General features: G+C 47.1%; 28 protein-coding genes. 5 read left to right on the top strand and 23 right to left on the bottom strand.

The features are described 5' to 3' along the window. Positions 1-324: 324 nt before the first annotated feature. From ACTTK6_RS09300 to metG, 8 genes are all read right to left on the bottom strand, one after another. Positions 325-702, bottom strand: a complete 378-nt coding sequence (locus ACTTK6_RS09300) for a RidA family protein (RefSeq protein WP_079474401.1) — start codon at positions 700-702, stop codon at positions 325-327. Beyond that, on the bottom strand, positions 699-1,541 hold the full coding sequence (purR, locus tag ACTTK6_RS09295) for a pur operon repressor (RefSeq protein ID WP_079474402.1): 843 nt from the start codon (positions 1,539-1,541) through the stop codon (positions 699-701). The genes ACTTK6_RS09300 and purR overlap by 4 nt, the downstream gene beginning before the upstream one ends. A 59-nt stretch (positions 1,542-1,600) precedes the next feature. Next, positions 1,601-2,464, bottom strand: a complete 864-nt coding sequence (gene ispE / locus ACTTK6_RS09290; protein ID WP_462833259.1) for a 4-(cytidine 5'-diphospho)-2-C-methyl-D-erythritol kinase — start codon at positions 2,462-2,464, stop codon at positions 1,601-1,603. Positions 2,465-2,702: 238 nt separating this feature from the next. Then, on the bottom strand, positions 2,703-2,957 hold the full coding sequence (locus tag ACTTK6_RS09285; protein WP_022792872.1) for a Veg family protein: 255 nt from the start codon (positions 2,955-2,957) through the stop codon (positions 2,703-2,705). A 121-nt stretch (positions 2,958-3,078) separates the two neighbouring features. Further along, a complete protein-coding gene (rsmA, locus tag ACTTK6_RS09280; protein WP_462833258.1) occupies positions 3,079-3,957 on the bottom strand; it encodes a 16S rRNA (adenine(1518)-N(6)/adenine(1519)-N(6))-dimethyltransferase RsmA in 879 nt (292 codons plus the stop codon). Then, complete coding sequence (gene rnmV / locus ACTTK6_RS09275) at positions 3,954-4,520, bottom strand: ribonuclease M5 (RefSeq protein ID WP_462833257.1); 567 nt, start codon at positions 4,518-4,520, stop codon at positions 3,954-3,956. Before rnmV ends, rsmA begins: the two co-directional genes overlap by 4 nt. A gap of 87 nt (positions 4,521-4,607) precedes the next feature. Then, the gene (locus tag ACTTK6_RS09270; protein ID WP_462833256.1) at positions 4,608-5,372 is read right to left on the bottom strand and encodes a TatD family hydrolase; all 765 of its coding nucleotides are present in this window, start codon (positions 5,370-5,372) and stop codon (positions 4,608-4,610) included. An 18-nt stretch (positions 5,373-5,390) separates the two neighbouring features. Next, positions 5,391-7,376, bottom strand: coding sequence for a methionine--tRNA ligase (metG, locus tag ACTTK6_RS09265; protein WP_462833255.1), 1,986 nt, complete (start codon positions 7,374-7,376; stop codon positions 5,391-5,393). A 646-nt stretch (positions 7,377-8,022) separates the two neighbouring features. Here metG and ACTTK6_RS09260 point away from each other — a divergent pair. Further along, on the top strand, positions 8,023-8,316 hold the full coding sequence (locus ACTTK6_RS09260; RefSeq protein WP_079474407.1) for an AbrB/MazE/SpoVT family DNA-binding domain-containing protein: 294 nt from the start codon (positions 8,023-8,025) through the stop codon (positions 8,314-8,316). Positions 8,317-8,354: 38 nt separating this feature from the next. Here ACTTK6_RS09260 and rsmI read toward each other — a convergent pair whose 3' ends face one another. The 11 genes from rsmI to ACTTK6_RS09205 all read right to left on the bottom strand — a co-directional run bounded on the left by rsmI (position 8,355) and on the right by ACTTK6_RS09205 (position 17,993). Then, positions 8,355-9,215 (bottom strand): 16S rRNA (cytidine(1402)-2'-O)-methyltransferase, encoded by an 861-nt coding sequence (rsmI, locus tag ACTTK6_RS09255; RefSeq protein WP_462833254.1) that lies wholly within the window; start codon positions 9,213-9,215, stop codon positions 8,355-8,357. Next, complete coding sequence (locus ACTTK6_RS09250; RefSeq protein WP_094908852.1) at positions 9,184-9,471, bottom strand: GIY-YIG nuclease family protein; 288 nt, start codon at positions 9,469-9,471, stop codon at positions 9,184-9,186. The genes rsmI and ACTTK6_RS09250 overlap by 32 nt, the downstream gene beginning before the upstream one ends. Beyond that, positions 9,458-10,198 carry a tRNA1(Val) (adenine(37)-N6)-methyltransferase gene (locus ACTTK6_RS09245; protein ID WP_079474410.1) on the bottom strand — a complete coding sequence of 247 codons (741 nt, stop codon included), beginning with the start codon at positions 10,196-10,198 and terminating at the stop codon, positions 9,458-9,460. Before ACTTK6_RS09245 ends, ACTTK6_RS09250 begins: the two co-directional genes overlap by 14 nt. A gap of 42 nt (positions 10,199-10,240) precedes the next feature. Continuing rightward, positions 10,241-12,073, bottom strand: coding sequence for an ABC transporter ATP-binding protein (locus ACTTK6_RS09240; RefSeq protein ID WP_094908851.1), 1,833 nt, complete (start codon positions 12,071-12,073; stop codon positions 10,241-10,243). Further along, the gene (locus tag ACTTK6_RS09235) at positions 12,070-13,788 is read right to left on the bottom strand and encodes an ABC transporter ATP-binding protein (RefSeq protein ID WP_462833253.1); all 1,719 of its coding nucleotides are present in this window, start codon (positions 13,786-13,788) and stop codon (positions 12,070-12,072) included. The genes ACTTK6_RS09240 and ACTTK6_RS09235 overlap by 4 nt, the downstream gene beginning before the upstream one ends. 126 nt (positions 13,789-13,914) lie before the next feature. Next, complete coding sequence (locus ACTTK6_RS09230; protein WP_462833252.1) at positions 13,915-14,796, bottom strand: aldo/keto reductase; 882 nt, start codon at positions 14,794-14,796, stop codon at positions 13,915-13,917. Between the two features lie 67 nt (positions 14,797-14,863). Further along, complete coding sequence (locus ACTTK6_RS09225) at positions 14,864-15,340, bottom strand: GNAT family N-acetyltransferase (protein WP_462833251.1); 477 nt, start codon at positions 15,338-15,340, stop codon at positions 14,864-14,866. 99 nt (positions 15,341-15,439) lie between these two features. After that, positions 15,440-15,808 (bottom strand): DNA replication initiation control protein YabA, encoded by a 369-nt coding sequence (yabA, locus tag ACTTK6_RS09220; RefSeq protein ID WP_079475039.1) that lies wholly within the window; start codon positions 15,806-15,808, stop codon positions 15,440-15,442. A 31-nt stretch (positions 15,809-15,839) separates the two neighbouring features. Beyond that, entirely contained in the window at positions 15,840-16,655 is an 816-nt protein-coding gene (locus tag ACTTK6_RS09215) for a PSP1 domain-containing protein (RefSeq protein WP_079475040.1), read from the bottom strand. Between the two features lie 2 nt (positions 16,656-16,657). Further along, on the bottom strand, positions 16,658-17,647 hold the full coding sequence (holB, locus tag ACTTK6_RS09210; protein ID WP_462833250.1) for a DNA polymerase III subunit delta': 990 nt from the start codon (positions 17,645-17,647) through the stop codon (positions 16,658-16,660). A 16-nt stretch (positions 17,648-17,663) separates the two neighbouring features. Continuing rightward, positions 17,664-17,993 (bottom strand): cyclic-di-AMP receptor, encoded by a 330-nt coding sequence (locus ACTTK6_RS09205; RefSeq protein WP_079474416.1) that lies wholly within the window; start codon positions 17,991-17,993, stop codon positions 17,664-17,666. A gap of 266 nt (positions 17,994-18,259) precedes the next feature. Here ACTTK6_RS09205 and ACTTK6_RS09200 point away from each other — a divergent pair, with 266 nt between their 5' ends. Beyond that, positions 18,260-19,594, top strand: a complete 1,335-nt coding sequence (locus ACTTK6_RS09200; protein WP_462833249.1) for a TolB family protein — start codon at positions 18,260-18,262, stop codon at positions 19,592-19,594. Between the two features lie 37 nt (positions 19,595-19,631). Here ACTTK6_RS09200 and ACTTK6_RS09195 read toward each other — a convergent pair whose 3' ends face one another. The 3 genes from ACTTK6_RS09195 to ACTTK6_RS09185 all read right to left on the bottom strand — a co-directional run bounded on the left by ACTTK6_RS09195 (position 19,632) and on the right by ACTTK6_RS09185 (position 22,229). Next, complete coding sequence (locus tag ACTTK6_RS09195) at positions 19,632-20,057, bottom strand: DUF948 domain-containing protein (RefSeq protein ID WP_079474418.1); 426 nt, start codon at positions 20,055-20,057, stop codon at positions 19,632-19,634. Positions 20,058-20,141: 84 nt separating this feature from the next. Further along, on the bottom strand, positions 20,142-20,789 hold the full coding sequence (gene tmk / locus ACTTK6_RS09190; protein WP_079474419.1) for a dTMP kinase: 648 nt from the start codon (positions 20,787-20,789) through the stop codon (positions 20,142-20,144). A 6-nt stretch (positions 20,790-20,795) separates the two neighbouring features. Continuing rightward, on the bottom strand, positions 20,796-22,229 hold the full coding sequence (locus tag ACTTK6_RS09185; RefSeq protein WP_462833248.1) for an aminotransferase class I/II-fold pyridoxal phosphate-dependent enzyme: 1,434 nt from the start codon (positions 22,227-22,229) through the stop codon (positions 20,796-20,798). Between the two features lie 120 nt (positions 22,230-22,349). Here ACTTK6_RS09185 and ACTTK6_RS09180 point away from each other — a divergent pair, with 120 nt between their 5' ends. Together ACTTK6_RS09180 and ACTTK6_RS09175 are read left to right on the top strand one after the other, a co-directional pair. Next, positions 22,350-22,916 (top strand): LOG family protein, encoded by a 567-nt coding sequence (locus ACTTK6_RS09180; RefSeq protein WP_079474421.1) that lies wholly within the window; start codon positions 22,350-22,352, stop codon positions 22,914-22,916. A gap of 124 nt (positions 22,917-23,040) precedes the next feature. After that, the gene (locus ACTTK6_RS09175; RefSeq protein ID WP_462833247.1) at positions 23,041-23,949 is read left to right on the top strand and encodes a sulfotransferase; all 909 of its coding nucleotides are present in this window, start codon (positions 23,041-23,043) and stop codon (positions 23,947-23,949) included. Positions 23,950-23,971: 22 nt separating this feature from the next. Here ACTTK6_RS09175 and ACTTK6_RS09170 read toward each other — a convergent pair whose 3' ends face one another. Next, on the bottom strand, positions 23,972-24,244 hold the full coding sequence (locus ACTTK6_RS09170; RefSeq protein ID WP_079474423.1) for a DUF3219 family protein: 273 nt from the start codon (positions 24,242-24,244) through the stop codon (positions 23,972-23,974). 167 nt (positions 24,245-24,411) lie between these two features. On the opposite strand from ACTTK6_RS09170, the gene ACTTK6_RS09165 reads away from it, so the two are divergent. Beyond that, on the top strand, positions 24,412-25,263 hold the full coding sequence (locus ACTTK6_RS09165; protein WP_079474424.1) for a YihY/virulence factor BrkB family protein: 852 nt from the start codon (positions 24,412-24,414) through the stop codon (positions 25,261-25,263). Positions 25,264-25,334: the final 71 nt, after the last annotated feature.

The following is a 25,334-nucleotide window of genomic DNA, read 5'->3' as shown; positions in this document are numbered from 1 at the left end:
AACTCACCTGTCTCTATGTATCTCTCCAGCTGAACATGGAGAGGATGATTAGTGACTTCTATATTGCTCTGCAAAATCCTGCCTGGGTCTGTAATCACCCGCAAATATATTTAATTTTTAAGTATATAAACATATATCCAGTATAACGATGTTTTAATTATGTTACCACATCTTTTTACGCGAGCTAAAAGTCCTGTATTCAAAATTTTTTTCGTTATAACTCTTATCGGCTTATCTTGTGGCCTTTTCTACCCTTATCATAAAAAAACAGCGCTCCAGCTGCCATTAGCGCGATTCACGCAGGCAGCAAAGAGCGCTGTTTTTTTATGAAGACAGTAAAGCAATAACTTCGATTTCCACCTTTACATCCTTCGGCAGGCGGGCCACCTCCACACACGAGCGGGCCGGCTGATGTTCTTGGAAGTAAGATCCGTACACTTCGTTAATAACCGGAAATTCATCCATATCTTTTATAAACACTGTGGCTTTAATAACATGATTCAGCGAAGAGCCGGCTTCAGCGAGTACCGCCTGCAGGTTTTGAAAAACCTGGTGCGTCTGTTCTTCCACGCCGCCGCTTACAATTTCGCCTGCGGTCGTCAGAGGAATCTGGCCGGAGCTGTAAAATACGTTATTTACCTTAATCCCCTGGGAATACGGCCCAATGGCCTCTGGTGCCTGCTTAGTAAATACTTCCTTCATCTCGATCTCTCCTTTTCCAGCTTTGTTAGAAAGTTTCCGGGCACTACGCGGATGTTTTTCGTCTTTTCGTTTACCTCTTCTACCCGAGCAATGCTTACATAGTCGTCCACCAGCCGTTCGCCTGCGCCTTCAGCTTCTACGAGCACACCAATGCCTGCCACATTCGCCCGGAACTCTTGGAGTAGTTCTATCATTCCGCTTACTGTGCCGCCTGCTTTCATGAAATCGTCTACTACAAGGACATTGGATCCTTCCGGCAGGCTCCGGCGCGCTAAAGACATCGTCTGGATACGCCTCGATGATCCTGATACATAATTGATGCTCACCGTCGATCCTTCCGTAACCCGGTGATCTCTTCGCACAATGCTTACAGGAACGTCCAAGTATGTACCAATTGCATAGCCAAGCGGAATACCTTTCATTGCCACAGTAACAATGGCATCAATTTGCCGGTCCGCGAAAACAGAAGCAAACATCTTTCCTACTTCATTCATCGTGCGCGGACGGCCAAGGATATCCATCATGTATAAATACCCTCCCGGGAGCAGCCGTTCTTTGTTTTCAAGCTTCTCGCACAGCCCGTCGACAAACAATTCTGCAGTGCTTTTTTCCACTTTCGGCACATACTGCACACCGCCGCTCGCGCCTGCCACCGTCCGCAGGGCCCCCACGCCCTGCGTTTCAAAAATTTCTTTAATAATAGTCAAATCTTCACTTACCGAGGATTTGGCGGATTCATACCTCTCTGTAAAATAACCAAGAGAGATAAGTTCATGTGGATGCTGCAGCAAAAAGTTGGTCATATCCACCAATCGGCCGCTTCGTTTCAGTTTTTTCATGCTTACCTCCGTAAAATCCGAATATTTAGCAAGAATATACCATTTTTATACGGATTTTATCAAGCATTTCGGTTGTTCAACAGTCGAACCGCGTACACTTGGGAGCAGAAGCCGCGAAGCGCGTTATACACACGGCTCACTTTACTTTCTTTATCTACCAGCCCGAAAACGGTAGGGCCACTGCCGCTCATCAGCGCAGCATCCACTCCCGAATCAAGCATACGGGCTTTGATCTGGCCCACTTCGGGATACAGCGGAAGAGTGACCTCTTCAAGGGCATTGGATAAAGACTGGCAAAGTTGTTCATAATTGCCGTTCCGAATCGCTTCCACCATTGCCGGCGTCATTTCCTTACGTTTTTTAGCCGCGTCGATTCTGCGGTAAATCTCCCCGGTAGAAACACCTGTAGGAGGCTTAGCTAAAATTACCCAGCAGGACGGGGGCGGATCAATGTGTTCAATTCGCTCACCCCGTCCGGTAGCGATCGCCGTTCCTCCGTGCACACAAAAGGATACGTCTGATCCGATCAGCGCTCCTATTTTCGCCAGCTCCTCCGTATCTGCACCGATCTCCCACAGCTCATTAACCCCCCGCAGCGTAGCTGCAGCGTCACTGCTTCCTCCGGCAAGCCCGGCAGCCACAGGAATGTTTTTATGTATGAAGATCGATACGCCATAAGCAATCTGGTATTTATCCTTTAACAGTTTTGCAGCCTGGTAGGCCAGGTTTCTGTGGTCTTCCGGAAGAAAACCTTCTGACATCTGCACGACAATTTTTCCATCTTTTCTTCGCTCAAACTCCAGTCGATCAGCCAAATCCACCTGAGCCATCACCATTTTCACCTCGTGATAGCCGTCCGCCCGTTTACCTAAAACGTCGAGCGTCAGATTTATTTTCGCCGGAGCCTTTTTTGATAACTTCACCATCATTCTCCTTCTCTCATCTTCCTCCACGTTTACCGTACTTTCAACCTTCTAACATTTTAGTGGAAAAACAGCAGCATGTACAGCAGGAAAAGCTCTCCAGGATGCGACTGGAGCATGGAGCGCGGGAAACTAAAGTCTTACGCCCACTTCAGCAGGGCTCTGCCCACGCAAAAAAGCTTTCCGCTTAGCGCAGAAAGCCTGTATGCTGTCCGGGGACTGCATTCGTATGTGTTAGTTAAGCCTGAAGCTCTTCTTCTTCCGTTAGATACAGTTTGACTGTCTGGGTGAGTACATCTGTATAGCTGTAAGAAAGACGTTCGACAGGATGCTGGGCTCTGTCTAGTTTGACAATAAAGACGGAAGGATATGTTTCCTCTAAATAACCGGAACGTTCGACGGTTTTCTTGCGTCCGCCATTAGCAATCACCGTAACTCGTTTACCTACTTTTAAATCCAACGCTTCTTTAATCTCCACCAATGTTTTTCCCATTGTCTAACCCACCTCACTAAAAATCATGTTAACATAACTCGGGTTAGTTGTCAAAAATTTTTCATTATAACAATTCTTTAATTTGAATGTCAATTACTAAATCTTTCTTTTTGGCAAGGTCTTAAAATTCTTGAGAAAAAGGAGCAAGTTCATTGGCTAAAAGCGCAAACTCTTCCATAGAAAGCGTTTCGCCCCGCCTGCCGGAATCGATGCCGGTTTGTTCAAATACCTGCATCAGCCTGTCTTTCCCTTCTGTTCCAGTGAGCTGGTGAAGCAGGTTGTTCCAAAGAGTTTTTCGACGCTGCGTAAATGACGCCCGCACCACCTGGAAAAAGAATTCCTCGTTTACTACGTGCACTGGCGGCGCCTCGCGCTTTTTCAAACGAAGGATCAGTGAATCGACTCTCGGCTGCGGAATAAATACGGTTTTAGGAACAGTCATTACTTTCTCTGTTTCTGCAAAATACTGCACCGCTATGGACAGGGAGCCGTAGGCTTTTGTGCCCGGCACGGCCGCCATCCGCTCTGCCACTTCCTTTTGCAGCATGATTACGATATTTTTAATTGGCAGCCTTTGTTCAAGCAAAGCCATTAGAATAGGAGTCGTAACGTAATACGGAAGGTTCCCCACCACGGATATACTGCGGCATTCACTCATGCGGTTTTTAATAAACGGCCCGAGGTCCACCTGCAGAATATCGTGGTGGTGCACGTGCACATGCGGGTAAGGAGCCATCGTTTCTTCCAGAATCGGAAGCAGGCGCTGATCAATTTCAAACGCCTCCACCTGGCCTGCCTGTTTTGCGAGATGCTCTGTCAGGGCCCCAATGCCGGGCCCTACTTCTATGACTCCGTCTTCCCGCTCTATACCTGCTGCTTCTGCGATACGCGTTAAAATGTTTGCGTCGATCAAGAAATTTTGTCCCAGGCTTTTTTTAAACGAAAATCCGTGTCGCTCCAAGATGTCTTTTGTGCGGCCGGGGGTCGCTATATCCTTCACTCCTTTTCCTCCTCTTTCATTAATTGTTCATAAGCTGCAGTGAATTCAGCTTGACTGATCTGAAACATTTCCAGCCTTTTTAGAAGCTGCTTCCCATTGGCATAACCAATGTTCAGTATTTCCCCCAGGCGGGCCCGTTTCTCTCTTGAGCCTCTTCCGGCAAACAATCCCAGTTCCAGAAGATCCTGCCTTGTTACTGCGGCTGTCACTTCTGGGTGCTCCTTCTCACTACGAACGTGTCTTAACGCCTCCCGGATCGTCTCCGCCGAGGCGTGCTCCACACCCAGGCTCTCGCCCGGGCGCCCGGATGCTTTATCTTTTGTTAAGAAAGCATGCCTGCAGCCCGGCACACGCCGGCTGACGATTCGGCGGATTCTCTCGCCCGGCACATCTGGATCGGTTAGAATGATGATTCCTCTCCGTTTCTGAGCTAGTTCAATCCGCCGCAGTGCCTCCTCGCTTACTGCTGAACCGTTCGTTTCAATTGTGTCCGCCTCCACAGCATTACGGACAGCTGCGGTATCAGATTTGCCCTCCACTACGATACATTCATAAATACGCACGGCTACCTTCCTTTGAAACCATTTTAGTCTATTTCTATGATACAGCCCGCCTTCCCATTTTATGGAAATAGCGGGCCGGGTCCTCTTTTACAGACGAAAAAGCTGTTTAGCGTTTTTCGTCGTTTGTTCAGCCAATTCTTCGTACGGAATTCCCTTTAATTCTGCGATTTTTTCAGCCACCAGCTTTACATAAGCTGGTTCGTTTCGTTTGCCACGGTACGGGTGGGGCGCTAAAAATGGACAGTCGGTTTCCACTAACAGCCGGTCCATAGGGATTTCTCTGCTTACTTCCTTTGGCAGTCTGGCATTTTTGAATGTAACCGGTCCGCCAAAGGAGATATAAAAATTCACATCCATACAGCGCTTAGCCGTTTCGGCGGTTCCTCCAAAGCAGTGCATAATACCGCCGACTTCTCCTGCATTTTCTTCCTCCAGCAAATCGACAATATCATCATGAGCTTCGCGGTCATGAATAATGATCGGCATATTTACTTTCTTCGCCAGGTGTATCTGCCGGCGGAATACGTCTTTTTGCACGTCCTTCGGAGATTTGTCCCAGTGGTAATCGAGTCCCATTTCCCCGAGAGCCACCACCCGTGGATGGGCGGTGAGCTCTTCCAGCCAGACCAGGTCCTGCTCGGTCATGTCGACAGCATCAACTGGATGCCAGCCGACTGCTGCGTAAATAAAATCATACGTTTCCGCGAGTTCTATCGCTTTAGGGATCGTCTCCCTGTCAAAGCCGACGACCGTCATGTATCCAACCCCGGCTTCTTTCGCCCGTTCGATGGTTTCTGCGACTTCTCCTTCGAATTGTTCTACGTTCAAATGAACATGTGTATCAAAAAGCATCACGTTCTCGTCCTTTCCTTAATTTACGACCGACCCGTTTGGAAGAGCCTGGTCGATGGTAGCAAGCGTAAGCTCTTTTCCTTTGGAAGCAGCCAGAATCATTCCTTCCGACCATTCTCCCCGAAGCTTCACTGCTTTCAGATTGGTAACACAGATCACCTTCCGGCCCTTCAAGTCCTCCGGGGCATAATGCTCTGCGATGCCGGAAACGACCTGGCGCTTCTCATCGCCTACGTCGAGCTGGATTTTAAGCAGTTTATTCGCTTTTTTCACCGGCTCTGCTTCGATGATTTCTGCTACCTTCAGCTCGACTTTTCCGAAATCATCAATCGTAATTTCATTGCTTTCTTCCGCTTCTTCCTCTTGGTCTTCTTCCTCTTTTACCGTTCCGCCCATCGACTCGATAATATACTTCACTTCATCTTCGTGCTGGAGACGAGGGAAGACCGGAGTGGCCTTGGCGGCTACCTTGGTGCTTTCTTTTATATGCCCGAAGGATTTTGTCGTCTCCCAGTCCATAATTTCTTCATTTATTCCAAGCTGCGACCAAATACTTTTCGGTGTCTCTGTCATAAACGGCTGAATCAGTATGCTGATTACCCGCAGAGACTCTGCTAGATGGTAAAGCACAGAACCGAGCACTTCCCGCTCGCTCTCGTCTCGTGCAAGAATCCATGGCTGGGTTTCATCAATATATTTGTTTGTGCGGCTAATAAGCTGCCAGATAGCTGTTAAAGCTACCGAAAATTCCATTTCTTCCACCGCATCTTCCACTTTGACGACAGTAGAATCTATCAATTCAAGCAGAGAAGCGTCATATGGGCTTGCATCTTTTACGTAGGCCGGGATCGAGCCGTCAAAATATTTATTCACCATCGCTACAGTCCGATTTAACAGATTACCCAGATCATTCGCAAGGTCATAATTTAGGCGATCCACAAATCCCTCTGGCGTAAATACCCCGTCCGAGCCAAACGGCACTTCCCGGAGCAGATAGTAGCGCACGGCGTCCAGACCGTACCTGTCAACAAGAGGAATTGGATCAACGACGTTCCCTTTGGATTTCGACATTTTTCCATCTTTCATTAACAGCCAGCCATGGCCAAACACCTTTTTCGGCAGCGGCAGATCGAGTGCCATCAGCATAATCGGCCAATAAATAGTATGGAAGCGCACGATTTCTTTACCAACAATGTGCACATCTGCCGGCCAGTATTTTTGATATTCTTCATCGTGATCTGTCGTATAACCGAGCGAAGTAATATAGTTGCTCAGTGCGTCAATCCATACGTATACCACGTGCTCAGGGTCACTTTTGACAGGAATGCCCCATTCAAATGTTGTTCTCGAAATCGATAAATCTCCAAGCCCCGGTTTAATAAAGTTATTAATCATTTCATTTTTACGGGACTCCGGCTGAATAAACTCCGGGTTATCTTCATAAAACTGCAGCAGGCGGTCCGCATACTTGCTCATTCTGAAAAAATACGATTTTTCCCGCACCTTCTCTACTGGATGGCCACTTTCCGGACTGAGGCCGGCAACCACACTGCCAGCTTCATCGTACTGTTTGTCTTCAAGCTGGGTTTCTGTATAGAAGGTCTCATCCGGCACAGAATACCAGCCTTCATACTCGCTTAAATAAATATCCCCGTTGTCCTTTAGTTTTTCAAAAATGATCTGTACAGCATCACGATGGCGGTCTTCAGTCGTGCGGATAAAATCATCGTAGGTGATGTTTAATTTATCCCAAAGCTGTTTAATATTTCGTGCTGCCTCGTCGACAAACTGCTGCGGACTGACCCCGTTTTCTTCCGCTTTTCTTTCAATCTTCTGCCCGTGTTCATCGGTACCAGTTAAGTATTTTACATCGTAGCCCCTCAGGCGTTTATAGCGGGCAAGGGCGTCTCCGGCTACTGTCGTATATGCGTGTCCAATATGAAGCTTCCCACTCGGATAATAAATCGGTGTCGTTAAATAAAACGTGTTCTTTTCTTCTGGCATGTTTATGTCCTCCTTTAAAAGTGTGTAAAGGTCCTTCCAATATAAAAAAGCTCCCGTCCGCCAAAGGGACGAAAGCTGCGCTCACGTGGTACCACCCAAATTTCCGCTATTTTTACAAATAACGGCTTATTTCCAGGCACACCCGGCCCCGGAAGTTCAGCGTTAACGCCGCCGACGGCCCGTCTTTACTGTTTCAGCTCACACGGACGTCCTCCCGGACCATTTTCTCCATTTATGCCGCACCGGTTTCCAGCCTTCCCGGTTCTCTGTGCCGACCTCCATAGATACTTATCCATTCTTCAGACCATATATTTTCTACAATAATATACTATGTGTTTTTTCCCTTTTCGTCAAAAATATTTTTATTCGACAATTCGACAAAAATGTTTTTAACACAGTAAATATTTCCTTATTATGAAAAATTTCTTTCTTATTCCTGAATTATAGTTTTTTATTTCAAAAATAAGTATAAAAATGATAAATAATATTGAATTATTTAAATAAATTACTTTGAAATTTTTGTTAAATTTCACAGAAATCATGATTCAAATTCGTTGACGGTATTAGAAAACATTGGTATTGTTAGCATACAGATAGAAAATGTCGAATTTTGACGAATAAAGCTAAAATTAAGGAGGACCTACCAATGAAATCAACAGGTATCGTACGTAAGGTTGACGAATTAGGGCGTGTAGTTATTCCGATTGAACTCCGCCGCACACTTGAAATCCAAGAGAAAGACGCTCTTGAAATTTATGTGGACCATGACCGCATTGTATTAAAAAAATACAAACCAAACATGACCTGCCAGGTAACCGGAGAAGTGTCTGATGACAACCTTTCCCTTGCCGACGGTAAAATCATTCTTTCTCCTGAAGGAGCTGAGTCCATTATTAAGGATCTTCAGGAATACGTGCAAAATCATAAATCGAACGCTTAAGTTCATAAGAATTCTTTCCTTTCGGGGAAAGATTTTTTTTAGGATTTATTTAACCCATGGTATGCCGCATATACTTCCTGCTTTTTAACATTTCGGCGCTGGGCTGTTTTTTTAATAGCTTCTTTGCTTGAAGCCCCCTCTTCCACATACTTCCGGACTTCCTCCTCCATCGGCACGTCTTCTTCAGGTTCATGCAAATCAGGCTTTTCTACAATTAATACACATTCCCCTTTGACCTCTCTGTTTTCAAATGCGGCCGCCGCTTCAAGCAGGCTTCCACGGACAAACTCTTCGTGTTTCTTCGTTAATTCCCTTGCCACGACAGCGGGCCCATCTCCCCATTCTTCATGGAGAAAACGAATTGTACCGAGCAGGCGGTACGGCGATTCATACAAAATAACCGGCACACCGGATGGGAGACGGTGCAGAACTGAACGTATATCCTTTTTCTTTCGCGGCAGGAAGCCATGAAAATAAAAGCCTCCTCCTCCAAGTCCGGAAGCGGTTAAAGCTGGCAGAAGAGCATTTGCGCCAGGAAGAGGCACCACCGGCAGCTCTTTTTTTATACATTCCTGCACAAGCTCATTCCCGGGATCGGACACAAGCGGAGTGCCCGCATCACTTACCATCGCTACCTGTTTTCCTTCCTTGAGCCATTGCAGAATTTTTTCCTGCTTCTGGCGTTTGTTATGTTCATGGTAGCTTTCTAAATAGGTTTCTATCTGATAGTGCTGGGTAAGCTTTTTCGTTTGCCTGGTATCTTCAGCCAGAATATAGTCCGCTTCCTGAAGTATACGGACAGCACGAAAAGTAATATCCTCCAGGTTCCCAATTGGCGTTGGCACTAAATAGAGCATGCCCGTTCTCTCAGAAGCTTGAAAGCTGAACTGCTGGGTCATCGTGCGCCTCCTTTATTAATCGTTGTTTTTGACTTCGCGGAAGCTTCTTAAGGCGGTACTCTTCCTGCATCGCTTCTGTTTTTGTCGTAAACCGCCGAAGGTAAACGAGCTGCACCGGCCCCCTGCCCTTTGTATACTTTGCCCCCCGGCCTGCATTGTGCGCCTCCAGACGTTTTCGCAAATTGTTCGTATAGCCTGTATACAGACTCCCATCCCGACATTGAAGCATATAGACAACGTGCTTATTTTGTTCCATAGTACGATTGAAACTCCTCTGTATATTCGCCGGAAGTATTATACACAATAATCGGCGGCAGGCATTCCAAACCAGGCTTCCCTGCTTTTATTCCTTCGACCAGCGCAATGTTTGCCGCTCGCTCTGCCTTTGGATGAATAAGCTGCATCCGCTTCGGCTCGAGACGATATTTCCGGTAATAATCAAACAGTTCCGCAATCCTCTCCGGACGGAGAACCATAGCCACCTTGCCTTTTTGCTTGGCTAAAAAAGCAGCCGCCTGAACGAATTCTTCCAGACTTCCATGCTCTTCATGGCGGGCATTAGCCATTTTTGCCTGTTTATTTTTCAGCGCTTCCTGACGAGTATCGAAATAAGGAGGATTACATGTTACCAGTGACCACTGATCTCCATGATAATTGGCACGGGCTTCCCGCACGTCCGCCTGCTCGACAGTAACCTGCCCGCCTGCCCCGTTCATGGCCATCGTTCGTCTCGCCATATCACAAAGTACGGACTGCCTCTCTACCCCTGTAATAGGGACACGGCTGCGCTCTGTCAATAAAAGAGGAATAATCCCATTTCCAGTGCCAAGATCGATAATCTTTCCAACAGTTTTCGGTGCAGAGCAAAAATACGCTAGCAGCACCGAATCAATGGAGAACGCAAAAGCATTGTCCTGCTGGATAATAGGCTTTTTGGAGGGAGTGTGATCGATTCTTTCTCCCTTTTGTAATGTTTCTTTCACTGCCTCCGCCCCCTGATTTTATACTTATTCCCAGGACCCACCTCATATGTCTACCTTCTGCTGATTTGCTTGCTGAAACGCCGCATAGCGCCCCTGTTTTTGAAGAAGTTCACTGTGTGTGCCCTGTTCTGCAATTTCTCCATTATCCATTACATAAATAGTGTCTGCTTTTTCGATAGTGTTTAAGCGGTGGGCCACTACGAAGGATGTACGCCCCTCCATTAAGCGTCCCAGCGCTTCTTGTATTCTCATTTCTGTTACTGTGTCCACACTTGACGTTGCTTCATCGAGAATTAAAATTTTCGGATCGGACAGCACTGCCTTGGCAATGGAAAGCAGCTGCCGCTGGCCATGACTGAACCCGCTGCCTTCTTTTCCAAGCATCGTCTGGTAGCCTTCCGGAAGCCGCTCAATAAACGCATGGGCGTTGGCAGCTTTCGACGCTTCTATGACTTGTTCATCTGAAGCCTCCAAATTACCGTAGCGTATATTCTCCATTACAGTTTTTTCAAACAGAAAATCATCCTGCAGCACCACGCTCATCTGCTCCCGCAGGCGTTTGATATTCCACTCGGAAAGAGGAGTCCCATCCACGTAGACCTCGCCGGCTTCTGCCGTATAAAAACCAATAATTAAATTCATGACGGTCGTTTTCCCCGAACCGGTAGGACCTATAAACGCAGCCGTTTCTCCGGCATTTACGTGAAAATCAACGCCATGAAGCACTTGTTCATTTTCATAGCCAAATGAAACGTCCTGAAACTTCACTTCTCCAGAAACAGTTTTTGCTGTTCCTTCTTTTATCCGGTGATCCTCCCCTTTTTCGTCCAAAAACGAAAAAATCCTCTCGGCTCCGGCAAGCGCTGCAAAAAGGGCATTAAATTGGTTGGCTAAATCGTTCAGCGGACGGGTGAACTGACGGGAATACTCCACAAAAATAACGATTGTACCGATAGTAACTGTCCCGATACCGTAATACGCCAAAATGCCTCCTGCGCCTGCGGTGACCGCAAAGTTGATATTGTTTAAAAAGTTCATCCACTTCGGAATAAACCCGGAATATGTCTGAGCCCAGAAACCTGCATGGCGAAGGCTTTCACTTTCCTGCTCAAACTCCTGCATCACGCGCGGTTCTTTAGAAAACACCTTTACGATCGACTGGCCGGAAATGGTTTCTTCAGCATATCCGTTTACTGCTCCCACTGCCTGTTGCTGTTTCTGAAACAACAGCCTGGTCCGTTTCGTAATCCAGCGAAGGCCAACAAACATGATCGGTAAAAACAGGAGCGTAAAAAAGGTAAGTAAAGGACTGATCACCAGCATAATAATGAGAATCCCTGTAAACGTCAGCAGGCTGGTCATGATCTGTACTACTGAAGTGTTTAACGTTGTCGATATATTATCCATATCATTGGTCATTCTGCTCATGATATTTCCGTGCTTTCGTTTATCAAAAAACGAAATCGGAAGTGTCTGCAAGTGGGAAAACAGGTGGTAACGCAGCTTAAAAACTGCCTGTTGGGCGAGAGAGATCATCACATAGGTCTGGACGGTGCTCATGACTCCCCAGCCAATATACACGGCAAATAATAGTAATAAAACCGTTCCAAATCCGTCGAGCTGCTGCGGGACTAAATAATGATCAACAATGTGGCCAAGGAGCAGCGGGCCGGAAAGCATAAAGGCAGCAGTAAAAATTACACAGATAAAAACAGCGGTAAGCCGCCATTTCTGAATGGCCAGATAAGACCAAAGCCGGGCTGTCGTCTGTTTCCAGTTCTGTACCCTGTCGGTCCCGGGATGGCTGTCTTTCTTAGAAGGATCAATGTCCGGGTGTTTATACCGAAACGGTGAAGTGAGCCAGTGCTTTTTCATGTCGCCGCCTCCTTCCCGTACTGTGATTGATACAGCTGCCTGTAGAATGCAGACTCTCCATATAGTTCTTCATGGGTGCCAAAACCAATGACTTCCCCGTGCTCGAGAAGCAGCATTTTATCTGCTTTCAGCGCTGTGGAAAGCTTTTGGGTCACTAAAATGGAAGTACAAGAATACGCTTCAAGCGCGCCCAGAAATTCTGCTTCCGTTTCCGCATCCAGCGCACTCGTGCTGTCATCCAGAAGCAGGAGGCCAGGGTTGCGAAGCAACGCCCGGGCAATTGTCACCCGCTGTTTCTGGCCACCGGATAGATTCACCCCGTTCTGTCCGATCAATGTCTCCTCCTGCTCCGGCAGCGCACGCACCGTTTCCCCGAGCTGGGCCGTTTCCAGTGCTTTGTTTATTTCCTCAGTTTCCGCTCCCTCCAGTCCCCATTCTATATTCTCCCGGATCGTTCCTGAAAACAATTTTGCCTCCTGGGGCACATAGCCAATCTGGTTTCTTAAAGAAGTAATATTAAGCTCCCGGGCATCCGAATCATCGATGAGAAGCTGGCCGCTGGCCGGCTCATACAAACGAAGCATCAGTTGAAACAAAGAAGACTTGCCGGCCCCTGTCGCCCCAAGAACTGCCATTTGTTCCCCGCGTTTCACGTGAAACGTCACATTATTTAAAGCCGGAACCCGGCTCTCATTATAAGCAAAAGTTACATTCTCAAACTGAACATCTATGCTTCCTTCATCCTTCACGTTATACTCCCCCGAATTTTCTTTTTCAGTTCCTTCAAGTACTTCTTCAATCCGGGAAGCAGAAGTTCTTGCCCGGGCCAGCAACGTGATTAGCATACCCACAACACCAAGAGCCCCGGTCATTCGCGTGGCGTAATTAACTACCGCAACCACTTCGCCTACCTGAGCTTCATTGTTTTGCACAGCAGCTCCTCCAATCCAGAGCATGAGCACAATTGCAGCATTCATTAAAAACAACAGAATTGGCGAGGTAAGAGCGGTATAGCGAAATGCTTTAAGAGCGCTCGCCTGAAGGGCTTCATTCTCCATAAAAAAGCGTTTAATTTCATGCTGTTCCCGGCCAAATACCCGAACGAGCCTCAAACCACCAAGGTTTTCTTTCATTACTCTGTTTACTGCATCAATACGCTGCTGCAAACTGCCGAAATAAGTCATTCCTTTTCTCATCAGCCATGCGAGTATGAGCAATAAAAAAGGAATAAAAACCACCAGAATGAGAGCCATACGGGCGTTTACCACAAAAGCCATGATAGTCGCGCCAACCAACAGAAGCGGTGAACGAAGCATAAACCGCAACAGCATTACAATCATGTTTTGGACCTGGGTAATATCGTTGGTCAGCCTGGTAAGTAAAGAGGACTGCGGGAAGCCCTGCAGCTTTTCCAGACTTGACTCCTGGAGACGTTTATACATTTCATTGCGCAGATCAAAGCCGGTACTGTGCCCGACATGGTCAGCGAAAAAACAGTTCAGTACCCCAACACCAAAGCTGAGCAGGGCTAGGCCTGCCATCGAAAGTCCAAGGCTCACAACCAGGCCAAGGTCATTGTTTGCGAGACCTTCATCGATCAGTCGCGCAAGCAGAAGCGGCTGAAACAATTCAACCGACAATTCAATCAAAAGCAGAAAAAAAGACAACACCGCTGCTGCTTTATAAGGACGAACGTAACGTAAAATAGTTTTCATCAAAAGACTCCTTGCACATTTCTGCCCGCGTAATGAATTATTTATATTTTAGCACATGCCTATGATTAATTTCTTCTCTGTCCGGCACAAAAACCGGCCTTCTCCTAAGAAAAGGCCGGCTGGCAGCTACACGATGTCGAGTGGTTGTTTTGTCTGCGGCTTTGGAAAAGCGCGGTCCAGCATTTCCAGTTCTTCATTTGCCAGCGTCACACTTGCCGCCCCGGCATTCTCCCGCACATGTGCCGGATTGGACGTCTTCGGAATGCTTAACACCATACCGGATTGAATGGTCCAGGCGAGGGCAATCTGAAGCGGCGTCATACTCCGGCGTTCAGCGATTTCTTGTAAGGTACGGCTTTCCCCAAGCGTTCGCCCTCCTCCCTGATCGAGCGGGCAATAGGCAATTACCGGCATCTGCTGCTCCTTCATCCACGGCATCAGATCAAACTCAATGCCCCTTGAAGCCAGATGGTACAGTACCTGATCGCAGACGGCGTTGTTTCCGTGCTCGAGCGATAGCAGTTCTTTCATATCCCTTATGTCCAGGTTAGAAACACCCCAACGCTTAATTTTTCCGTCTGCCTTTAATTTTTCCATACCCCTTACGGTCTCTTTGAGAGGGATACTCCCGCGCCAGTGAAGTAAATACAAGTCCAGCTGATCTACACCGAGACGACTGAGAGATCCTTCACAGGCTTCTTCAAGTTTTTTGCCGCCGGCATTATTCGGGAGAACTTTAGAAACGAGGAAAGCTTCCTCCCTCCTGCCTTTCACCGCCTCTCCGACAAGCTCTTCTGCTTTACCGCCGCCATACATTTCCGCTGTATCGATGACCGTCATTCCGCAATCAAGACCTGTACGAAGAGCTTCTATTTCCTGATGCCTTAAACCGGAATCATCACCCATATGCCAAGTGCCCTGGCCAAGTGATGGCAGTATAGTGCCATCCCGGAGAGTTACCGTACACGCCTGTACATATTCTTTAATAGTATTCGAGGTGCTGCTCATGGGTCATCCATCCTTTCACTCTGTTTTTTGTACCACCGGGAGCTTCTTTAAAAGCAAGTCAAACTTTTTACCTGTGCAGCTGTTTTTTCATTATTATCGTTTTTAACGGCGTTTCCATAAACAATTCTGTGAAGCGTTCCGTTTCCAGAAAGCCCTGCTTCTGGTAAAAAGCTTCGGCGCCGGCATTGCCCTCCTCCACATAAACCGTCATTAACTTTTTTTCGACAGAAACATATTCCATCCCAACATCGAACAGCTTCTGGCCCCACCCAGCCCGTTGATGCTCCGGCAGCACGTAAAGAGCTGCAAGCTCTGCCTCCTCCTGCTGCACCACATTGATATAGCCAATCAGCCTGCTCCCGGTAACAGCCGCTAAAAAAATGGATTCCCTGCGTTTAACGTCGAACATTTTTTTAGAATATGCAGTTTCCATAAACGCCTGCCTTGTCGAGGCCGGGATTAAATTTTCATATGTGTGCTCCCACGTTATTTCAGCTACCCGGCGCACCGCTTCATAATCTTCATCTTCTACTAGCCTGATCACTTTATGTCCTCCTATTTAAGAAACGTCTTCCTGAACGTCCTGAAGATATAAACGAAACCGCTTGTCTTTACAGACAGGCGGTTTCAGATAGCTTATGCTTTATTTTTGGTTCAAAAAGGAAAGACAGAATAAACAGTCTCCATCCGTACGCAGACTCCCATAATGCATATTACAAATGTGGAAGCCTTCATGGTACAGGCGGGCAAGGTTGTCATACCCTTCTCCCATACTGCTTGCCTGAATGCGGCTCGGGCCTGGCTGAGAGGTACCCCCGGCTAATTCCTTTTCCTGCACCTCTTCGCCGCTGTCCTCCACGCGCTGGCGCAGATGCTGATTTTCGAGTACGAGTGCCTGATTTTCTTCAATCAGCATCGCCAGCTGTTCTTTGAGCTCCCCCAATTCATCATGGAGTCTTCCGATCCGCTCTTCCATATGAATCACCTGGGAAAAGATTTCTTTTTTATCCACTCGCACCCCCCCTTTTCCGTCCGTATGGCTGTTATCCTGCGATGAAGCCTTCATCCAGCAGTTCGTCCAGCGAAAATTCCAACACTCTCTCTTCTTCTGCATAATTTACCTGGACGAGGCGTTCTAAAATATTGATGCCGGCTACTTTTCCTTTGCCTTCCGGAGTGTTGATATGTTCTCCTACGTCGGGCATTTCACGCTTAGCTGTTTCATAATGATCATTTTCATATTTCAAACAGCACATAAGCCTTCCGCACAGACCGGAAATCTTTGCCGGATTTAAGGAAAGATTCTGATCTTTTGCCATCTTAATGGAAACCGGTTCAAAATCTCCAAGGAACGTCGAACAGCACAGCATTCTTCCGCAGGGGCCTATGCCACCGAGCATTTTGGCCTCATCCCGAACACCGATCTGCCGGAGTTCAATTCTTGTACGAAACTGAGAAGCTAAATCCTTCACCAGCTGGCGGAAATCCACCCGCCCTTCAGCCGTGAAGTAAAACAAAATTTTATTTCGGTCAAAAGTATACTCCACGTTTACCAGATTCATATCCAGCTGGTGTGTGGCAATTTTATCGCAGCCAAGATCATATGCTTCCTGCTCCAACTGTTTATTTTCTTTAACAGCAGCATGATCATCTTCGTTGGCAAGCCTCATGACTTTTTTTAACGGCAGCACGACGTCGTCGCCGCTGACCTGTTTATTTTCAAGCACTACTTTTCCGTACTCAATTCCTCTCGCCGTTTCTACTATGACCCAGCTTTCTACCTGTGCGTCATGACCATTTGGGGAAAAGTAATAAATCTTTCCCGCCTTTTTAAACCGAACGCCTACTACATCATGCAATGTCATGATCCCTCCTGTAACTGGATCAGCAGATGTTCCATTAGAAGCTGCGCATTCGCATTGGCCCGGAGCCGGCGCTTTGCTTCTAAAATTGCCTGCAGTCGGGCAACGACCTCCATTTCTGAAAAACGAAGGGCTACTCGTTCCAACGTCGCTTTTTGATCGAAGTATGTGATGTCATCCGAACCGTATGTGATCGACAGGAGGTCGCGATACCAAAAAAGCAGCATATCTAAGCCGATGTCCAGTTCTTCTCTATCTGAAAAATGTCCAAGCCATTTATCCTGTAGTGTCAATAATGCACTGTGAAGGCGCTGATGCACCTCTTCCGTTAATTGTATCACTAGATTTCGGCCCTGTACAATCCACTCAGCCTGTGCCGCCTCGTTTTCACGCTCTGGCACATGAGGAAGCTTTGCAAGCAGGCCGGCTGAAATTTCCCCTGTGCCCTCCCTTTCCTGAAACAGACGGCGCCGCCGTTCAATGGATGGGGGAGAGAACGAAATCTTTTGGGCACGGGACTGGATAGTGTCCAAAAGGAAATGCGCATTCTCTGTTAATAAAATTGCCAGTGTCGGGCTTTCCGGTTCTTCGAGAAACTTCAGCAGGCTGTTGGCCGCACTTGCCGTCATCCGGTCCGCGTCTTCGATAATATAAATTTTTAACCGGGCTTCCATTCCTTTGTAAGTGAATTCTTTTTGAAGCATCTCCACTTGTGCTTTTTTAATCGAAGCACCTTCCGGCTGTAAAAACATTACTTCCGAATGATTCCCGTGCGTGATCCTGCGGCATTCCCGGCATTCTCCGCACGGCGCAGGGACGTCTTTTCCCACGCAAAAAAAGCGCTGTGCCATTAAAAGCGCTGTTTCGCGCTTGCCGGCACCCGCTTTTCCTTCAAATATATAAGCATGGGCCACGCGGTCTTTGTTCATGCTTCTTTCCAACAGCGACATTACTGTAGGCTGTTCTTCCTGCATGGCTTCCCAACTCATATTGATCTCTCCGTCTTTAATATTTTTCAAACTCTTCTACGTTTAATTGAAACACAGTCGCTCCGCCAACCTGCACTTCGACAGGATACGGTACATAGGAATCTGCATTTCCGCCCATAGGTGAAACAGGAGCGACGAGCTGTTCCCGGGTTTTGCAGTTTTCCTGGATGACTTTTTTTACTTCATCCACCTGCTCATCTTCCACGCCGATTAAAAACGTAGTGCTCCCGGCTTTCAAAAAACCACCAGTACTCGCGAGCTTGGTTGCCTGGAAATTTGCTTCTACGAGCGCATTAGACAACCGGTTACTATCTTTATCCTGCACCACAGCTACTAACAGCTTCATGCTCCGTACCTCCTATTTCGTCCAATTCCACAATATTTATTACTTTTATTTTACTGTATATACAGGAAAAAGTGAAGCATGCCAGCAAAACAGCAGTTTTTTTACACACGGGATCGATCCCTTAAGCCTACGACTTTTTTATCAATATACAGGAACAAATACACCAGAATTGAAGCCAGATATAAAATATGGAATACTTCAAGTAACAGTTTCCTACTTATGACATTGCTGATCTATTAGATTAACGAAGAAAGGAAGTTAGACTCATGCGCTTTCCCCGCTGGCTGATCCGGGCCGTCCTTATTACTGCCGTCTTATTAATAGGTTCAACAGCTATCGGTTATTCCAAGGCCGAAGACCCTTACCGGTCCTTTAATGGAATGGGAAGCAGTGTCTCTGTTGCTCCTTCTGATGATAAATTAGCTTTTACTTACATTAAGGACGGACAGGAAAAAATTTACACTTCCACCACTGGCGGTAAAAAACCCGAACCGGTTACTGACCTTGATCAGCCGCAGTTTTCGCCCTCTTTTCATCCGCATTCACCGGACGATATTCTGTTCTTATCCGAACAGAAAAACTCGGTTCGCTCTCTTTATACAGCAGAGACACCAAGCAGCCAGGTTGAACGATTAACCGGCAGTGAACTTCATGTGCGTGATGCTGCCTATTCCCCGGATGGCACGCTCATTTACTTCTTAGGCATGCCAGCGGAGGCATGGAAATCGGCAGGCCGAAACACGGAGGAAGGATTTAATATTTACTCCATGCCCGCGGACGGGGGAGCTTATAAAAAAATTACCAGTGAAAGCAAGTATTTGATGGGGAATATTTCTCCTGACGCTACGGGAAACATGCTTTTATACACATACACCGAAGGCCCTGAAGATGAAATACACGTAGGGATGAAAACCCTGAATAACAAAGTATACGAAGAACATATTGAATTTGCGAATAACCTCCCCGGAGGACTGTACAACCCGACAGCTTCGCCGTCAGAAAGCCTCTATGCCTACACAACCAATGTCGCTTCGAGTCAGGAGCCAAGCTACCAGTACGATTTATTTTTGTATGATCTTGAAGAGATGCAGGCTAAACGATTGACCAATCATGAAAGTAACATTGAATCTCCCTCTTTCTTTCATCACTCGAAGGATATTGCCTACATGCACCAGAAAAACTGGCCGGAGGAACCGGCGGAGTTTGAACTGCGTATCGTAAATAGCGAAACCGGGGCTGATGAAGTGGTGCCCGTCAATATGAATCAAGCCGGTGATTCGCTTCTTGCAGCAGGGCTTGGGGCAGCCCAGAAAGCCGTTAATGTATATGTGATTGGTTTTTTCTATACCCTGTTTGGCAGCTGGTTCATTATTGCTGCGCATAAAAAATACCGCCCGCTTCTAGTCGGGGCGGCAAGCACCGTAGCTGTCCTGGGAGTGTGGGTCTTCTGCCGTATTGGGGAAGCCTCTTACCCGTGGCTTGCTGCTGTCTGTTCAGGGCTGATAGTGCCGCTTTTAATCTGCACCGGCATCTTATTTCTATTCGGGTTAATCCAGTCGTATCGTCTGAATATCCGTGAATATAAAGCTTCCTCCCAGTAAAAAAGCAGCCAGGAGAAATATCTCCGGCTGCTTTTATCTATGCCTGCTTACGGTTTTTCCATTTCGCATACAGGTCGACCACCGTGTCGCCAATATCGCGTATTTGGGCCACCTGTTCATTTTCTTTCGTACGCTTTTGATTTTCGTGAAGTGTTTCTGTAGCTACTGCACGCGTCGCTATATGATATTTACCTACAGCTTCTTTGGACTCCTTCAGCGTATTTGTAAATTCCTGGATCGTCTCCATATCCCGATTGACGGAATCATTAATAACCTCCAGGCGCTGGGTCAGTGTCTCTGACTCATTAATTAAACCATCTGTTTTCTTTTGAATGCGCTCCATTGTTTCATTGATGGTTTTCATCTGGGAAGATGCTGCTTTAACAGCCTGCACTACACCGATAACTAACCAGACAAGTGCCAAAACAATAATAGCGATACTTACATATAAAATAGCAATCATCTGTCCGGCTCCTTTCTTGCGATATTTTCCTAAATACCTTTTCCCGTTTTTATTTTATAGTATGTACTGAATTTATATTCGTCCTTAATTTTTTGCATTTAAGTAATTCTGGACTTTTTCCCGGCAGTCCTGAAACACTTTTTCCAACGGTTGCTCGGCGTCAATTCTTTTAATGCGTGACGGATATTTTTCTGCGAGCGTCATATACGCTTCATGTACTTTTGAGTGAAACCGGGCGGCTTCATTGTCCAGGCGATTCCATTCCCTTTCTTCAGCCCGCTGGATTCTTGCTATCCCTTCCTCAGGGTCCACGTCCAGCATCAGCGTGAGATCCGGCATGCATCCTTCAATAGCAAAATCATTGACAGCTGCCACTGCATCCATGCCGAGGCCTCTTGCGGCCCCCTGGTAGGCGAGGCTGCTATCGACGAAACGGTCACAGAGTACTACAGCACCTTCGGCAAGAGCCGGAAAAACCCGTTCCACCAGGTGCTGGCGTCTTGCAGCAGCGTATAAAAGTGCTTCAGTACGTGCATCCATTTCTGAATATTCCGGCTCAAGCACCAGGCTCCGAATTTTTTCAGCAATCGGAATGCCCCCGGGCTCTCTTGTTTTTACCACTTTGAACCCGTTTTCCTGAAGCCATTTTTCAAGAGCTGTAATAACCGTCGTTTTTCCGGAGCCTTCCCCCCCTTCTAATGTAATAAAGTTTCCTTTGCTGGTATCCTGCATATAACTCTATCCTTTCTTCGTCTTTTTCACTTTTACAAAAAAACGATTTTCTTCTTTCCTGCCACCCTGCAGGCGTCCTCCGCCCTCCAAACGATTACGGACATATCGGATTCTCTCCGCCTTCAAGCTTTCACCCTCAAGCCAAAGAGGAATGCCCGGAGGATAGGGGATCAGCGGCGCTGCGGCGATTCTTCCCTCTGCGTTTTCAAGCCTCACCCACTCTTCTTCACCTCGCTTTTCTTCCCGTACTCCTTCGGAAAACCGCGGAAATAATGCAAGCATAGAAGAAGCCTGGTTCCGATGTTCCGGCCGGCGTTCAAGTCCTTCCCACACCCTTTTAACAGCCTGCCAGGGGAAATTAATGTCAGCGTTGGTTAAAGGGAGTGTCCAGAGCACATAACTGCTTCCGGCCAGCTCGGAATAGATATGCTCTTGCTCGAGAGCCTGCTGCACTTCCCATCCCGTGTATCCTGGAGGCACTGGTATCACCCATTTTAGTGGGTCAGCGGCTACAGCATCCGGCGGCTGTATCAGTCTGCGGCCAATGGCTGCTTCGAGCTGCTGCTTTTGAAACGAAAGCTGTTCAGCGTTCCAGCCCTGATGCTGTATCGTATGTACGTAATGACGGGCAGCGTCGAGGGAAGCAAGCAGCAGGTAAGAGGGGCTGCTCGATTGCAGTACTCGCAAATAATGCGATAAACGTTCGCGGGAGACCCGGGCGCCGGAGACATGCAGATACGCGCTCATGGTAAGAGCCGGAAGCATTTTATGCGCGGACTGGACGACCACATCTGCCCCCTGGGCAAGAGCTCCCTTTGGGAACAGCGGACTTGCTGCAAAGTGGGCTCCGTGGGCTTCGTCCACCAGCAGCACCCCCTCCTTCTGGTGCACAAACTCTGCAAGGGAGGCAATATCACTGCTCCATCCCTCATACGAGGGGGAGGTGATAATCAGCCCTTTTAGCTCCGGGTAACGAGCCCATGCCTCCACTAATATTTCCCGGGAAATACCGATGGGCATCTGGGTGCGTTCGTCTATTTCCGGGCGCGCAAATACTGCTTGCACGCCGGCAAGCTTTAATGCGTTCATTACTGACTTATGCGCGTCACGCTGCACGAGCACCTGCTCTCCCGGGGAAAAAGCGGCCAGCACCATCGCAAGGTTTCCCGTTGTAGACCCGTTAATTAAAAACCAGGTTTTTTCGGCTCCGAACACTTCCGCCGCCAGGTGCTGGGCTTCTGCAATCCCCTCTTCAGGCTCGTGCAGATCATCGAGTCCGGTGATTTCTGTAAGGTCGTAAGGAAGTATTCTTTCCCATTCCCGCAATGATACTGGGAAAACAGCGCCGTTTTTATGCCCCGGTACATGAAAGGACGCCGGTTGGCCCTTAATATGCTGCTGTACCATGCGTACAATAGGCTGATCCTGTTGGGAAGTCATGTTATTTACGCCCCCTTTTCATCTACCTTTTTATCTTAACATGAAAATTTGCCTGTTCTTTCTCTTTTTTTACTCGTGCTATACTATTCAGTGATTGAGATATAAAAGGAGAAATGCCCGATGAAAAGCATTGCTGTATTTTGCGGCTCCCGCCTCGGACGCGACCCTGTGTATAAAGACTCGGCAGAAGCTCTTGGCCGGGAGATAGCCTCCTCCGGCTGTGTACTGGTCTACGGCGGCTCCGATGCCGGAACCATGGGCCGGTTGGCGGATGCCGCCCTTGAAGCAGGCGGTGAAGTTATTGGAGTCATACCCGATAAACTTATCGAGCGCGAAATTGCCCATACGTCTTTAAGCAAACTTTATACGGTATCTACGATGCATGAGCGAAAAGCCAGGATGGCAGAGCTCGCCGATGGTTTCATTGCACTTCCAGGCGGCCCCGGTACTCTCGAAGAGTTTTTTGAAATGTTTACATGGGCCCAAATAGGTTTGCATCATAAACCGTGCGCCCTTTTAAATATTCACCATTATTACGATCATCTGCTTCAGTTTTTCAATCATATGGAACAAGAGCAGTTCCTCCCTGCTGACCACCGCGATAAAGTTATCGTTTCCTCCTCTCCGAAGGAACTTCTTCAACAGCTTTGCGAAAGCGCCGGGGCTGAAAAGAAATCCTACGAGTAGCAGGCGCACGGCCGGGCCTGCGCTTTCGTTTTGTCCATTAGCACTTCACTCGGCTAAACGCTTTGCGGAGCTTCATTTTTTTCGTTATGATAATAATAATTAAACAAATTATGCGGAGGAACCTATGCGAAAAAAAGTGTTTATACATATCGGTTTTCATAAAACAGCAACTACATTTCTACAGCAGAATGTATATCCTAAACTAAAGCAGGAAATCAAATACATACGGAAAAAACGAATTAATCAGGAACTGTATGATTTACGGCTGAAACGGCTGAACGACGAAAACATTCATACAATCCGCACGAACATTGAAGCGTTTATGGAGCCGGACAAGCCGGTGCTTATCTCCTATGAGGGCCTTTCGGGCAGCCCGTTTTCCCAAAAGAAATCAAAAAATAATCTAAAGGTGCTTGAAGACCTCCGCCGCACGTTTCCAGCAGATACATATGACACCCATATTATCGTCGGCGTCCGGGATCAGATTGACCTGTTAACTTCCCTTTATGTACAATATCTTCATCAGGGTGGGTACAAAAGTGCCAAAACCTTATTTAAAGATTGGGAAGACCACGGCATTCTGGATCATTACCATTATTACCACTATCTTCAGAAGGTTGAAGAGATTTTCGGCCCGGAGAATTATTATCTCCTCCAGTACGAAAATTTCCGCAATGATGAATACGGTCAGATTTTGCAGCTGCTTCAGTATATGGGCATCGACCGCGTGCCAAAATACAACCGCTCCAAGCTGAACCGGAGCTATGGCGTCATGCAGGCGGTAATCGCCCGCAAACTGAACTATTTCGTTAAAACGCCGCTGAACCCAAAAGGAAAAATTCCCATCGCCAATATTCCAAAGGTCGGCATTGTGTCTCCACGTCGGCTGCTTCAAAATAACGCCAGCTTTGCTCTTCATTATAAACGCTACACCCTTCCGGTAAATCTTCAAAAAGTGCTGCAGCTGAAGTATCAGGAGGATAATGAAAAACTTGCAGAAGCTTATCATATTAAGGACTATTCTAAAAGCTAACCGAAGAGCTGCGGCTCTTCGGTTATTTTTCAATCAATGCCAGCGTATAACGGCTCCTGCTTCCGGGCTCGTACAGGTTCACCGTATCCGTAGAATACTGCAGAATTTCAGCCTGGAATGGTTCTGATTCCCCAACCTGCACGTTAAAATCGTTTTCGTAGAGCAGTACCGTTACATCATGGTATTCCTCATGGGTGACCAGAAACGTAAATTCAACAAGCTGTTTTCCTTCTTCCGTACGATCGTATCTCCGCAACGTTTCCTCCTGAAACGCCCGGCTGTCTATATAAATCATTTTTTCCTCCTTTCATTCTCCACTTTATTTTGATCCATCAATCCCCTATGCACAATAAATATGCCCCTTCTGCTTTCCCGGCAGTTTAAGCCCGCCCTCCTGGTGGTACGGTAAGGAAAGGATGTATATAATATATCGCCAAGCTGCAAAGAGAGGGGTATAAACATATGAACACTATCAAATCTTATATTAAAGAACTGATGGGCGAATTTAAAAAGGACGATCTCCCTTTACTTGCCGCTGCCCAGTCCTACTATTACCTGCTTTCCATTTTTCCAATGATGATTTTAATACTCACTATCCTCCCCTTCCTTAATATTGATTCCCAGGCCGTAGTCACGCTTGTACAGAATACTGCGCCAAGCGGTATGACATCTATTCTCGAGGAAAATATCCTGAGTATCGTGGAAACACCGCGGGGCGGGCTTTTCACTGTTGGTCTGATCGGCGCTTTATGGTCAGCATCAAACGGTATTAACGCCTTTATTAATGCCTCCAACACAGCTTATGATGTCGAAGAAACACGCTCCTTCTTTAAAGTCCGCGGCCTTTCCATTGCCCTGACGCTCGGCATGATTATTGCGCTTGCTGCCGCTCTTATTCTTCCCATATTCGGCAATCTGATTATTAATTTTATTAATGCCACTGTCAGCCTTCCACCACAGACGGCGCTGCTGTTTCAAATTCTGCGGTGGGTCGTAGCTTTGACCGTGATGTCAGCTGTGCTTCTCGTATTATATCGTTTTGCTCCTAACAAAACGTTAAAATGGAAAGAAATTCTCCCCGGTGCTATTACTGCTGCCGTGCTTTGGCAGCTAATATCTCTCGCTTTTTCCTTTTATGTCAGCAACTTCGGCAACTACTCTGCCACTTACGGAAGCCTTGGCGGTATTATTATTCTGATGCTTTGGTTTTTCCTGACCGGGTTGATTTTAATGATCGGTGCTGAACTGAACGTTATTTACCACCGCCGGCGAGGAAACTCCTCCTCTTCTTCCGAGTCCCCGGAACAAACGTAACCCCGGGAGTGCCGTTTCTTTCTAAAAGCTTAATAAGCTTTACCTTTACTGCAAAAAACAACAAGAGGAAG

This window comes from Marinococcus salis (assembly GCF_054971365.1).
The sequence above is the reverse complement of the archived record's forward strand: the minus strand, read 5'-3'. Positions and strand labels throughout refer to the sequence as shown.

Excerpts from the sequence above, each read along its gene's own strand:
- ACTTK6_RS09300 (WP_079474401.1), bottom strand. The coding sequence starts at position 702 with ATGAAGGAAGTATTTACTAAGCAGGCACCAGAGGCCATTGGGCCGTAT.
- purR (WP_079474402.1), bottom strand. The coding sequence starts at position 1,541 with ATGAAAAAACTGAAACGAAGCGGCCGATTGGTGGATATGACCAACTTT.
- ACTTK6_RS09285 (WP_022792872.1), bottom strand. The coding sequence starts at position 2,957 with ATGGGAAAAACATTGGTGGAGATTAAAGAAGCGTTGGATTTAAAAGTA.
- ACTTK6_RS09270 (WP_462833256.1), bottom strand. The coding sequence starts at position 5,372 with ATGCTTTTTGATACACATGTTCATTTGAACGTAGAACAATTCGAAGGA.
- metG (WP_462833255.1), bottom strand. The coding sequence starts at position 7,376 with ATGCCAGAAGAAAAGAACACGTTTTATTTAACGACACCGATTTATTAT.
- ACTTK6_RS09260 (WP_079474407.1), top strand. The coding sequence starts at position 8,023 with ATGAAATCAACAGGTATCGTACGTAAGGTTGACGAATTAGGGCGTGTA.
- rsmI (WP_462833254.1), bottom strand. The coding sequence starts at position 9,215 with ATGACCCAGCAGTTCAGCTTTCAAGCTTCTGAGAGAACGGGCATGCTC.
- ACTTK6_RS09250 (WP_094908852.1), bottom strand. The coding sequence starts at position 9,471 with ATGGAACAAAATAAGCACGTTGTCTATATGCTTCAATGTCGGGATGGG.
- ACTTK6_RS09240 (WP_094908851.1), bottom strand. The coding sequence starts at position 12,073 with ATGAAAAAGCACTGGCTCACTTCACCGTTTCGGTATAAACACCCGGAC.
- ACTTK6_RS09235 (WP_462833253.1), bottom strand. The coding sequence starts at position 13,788 with ATGAAAACTATTTTACGTTACGTTCGTCCTTATAAAGCAGCAGCGGTG.
- ACTTK6_RS09230 (WP_462833252.1), bottom strand. The coding sequence starts at position 14,796 with ATGAGCAGCACCTCGAATACTATTAAAGAATATGTACAGGCGTGTACG.
- holB (WP_462833250.1), bottom strand. The coding sequence starts at position 17,647 with ATGAGTTGGGAAGCCATGCAGGAAGAACAGCCTACAGTAATGTCGCTG.
- ACTTK6_RS09205 (WP_079474416.1), bottom strand. The coding sequence starts at position 17,993 with ATGAAGCTGTTAGTAGCTGTGGTGCAGGATAAAGATAGTAACCGGTTG.
- ACTTK6_RS09200 (WP_462833249.1), top strand. The coding sequence starts at position 18,260 with ATGCGCTTTCCCCGCTGGCTGATCCGGGCCGTCCTTATTACTGCCGTC.
- ACTTK6_RS09195 (WP_079474418.1), bottom strand. The coding sequence starts at position 20,057 with ATGATTGCTATTTTATATGTAAGTATCGCTATTATTGTTTTGGCACTT.
- tmk (WP_079474419.1), bottom strand. The coding sequence starts at position 20,789 with ATGCAGGATACCAGCAAAGGAAACTTTATTACATTAGAAGGGGGGGAA.
- ACTTK6_RS09185 (WP_462833248.1), bottom strand. The coding sequence starts at position 22,229 with ATGACTTCCCAACAGGATCAGCCTATTGTACGCATGGTACAGCAGCAT.
- ACTTK6_RS09180 (WP_079474421.1), top strand. The coding sequence starts at position 22,350 with ATGAAAAGCATTGCTGTATTTTGCGGCTCCCGCCTCGGACGCGACCCT.
- ACTTK6_RS09175 (WP_462833247.1), top strand. The coding sequence starts at position 23,041 with ATGCGAAAAAAAGTGTTTATACATATCGGTTTTCATAAAACAGCAACT.
- ACTTK6_RS09170 (WP_079474423.1), bottom strand. The coding sequence starts at position 24,244 with ATGATTTATATAGACAGCCGGGCGTTTCAGGAGGAAACGTTGCGGAGA.
- ACTTK6_RS09165 (WP_079474424.1), top strand. The coding sequence starts at position 24,412 with ATGAACACTATCAAATCTTATATTAAAGAACTGATGGGCGAATTTAAA.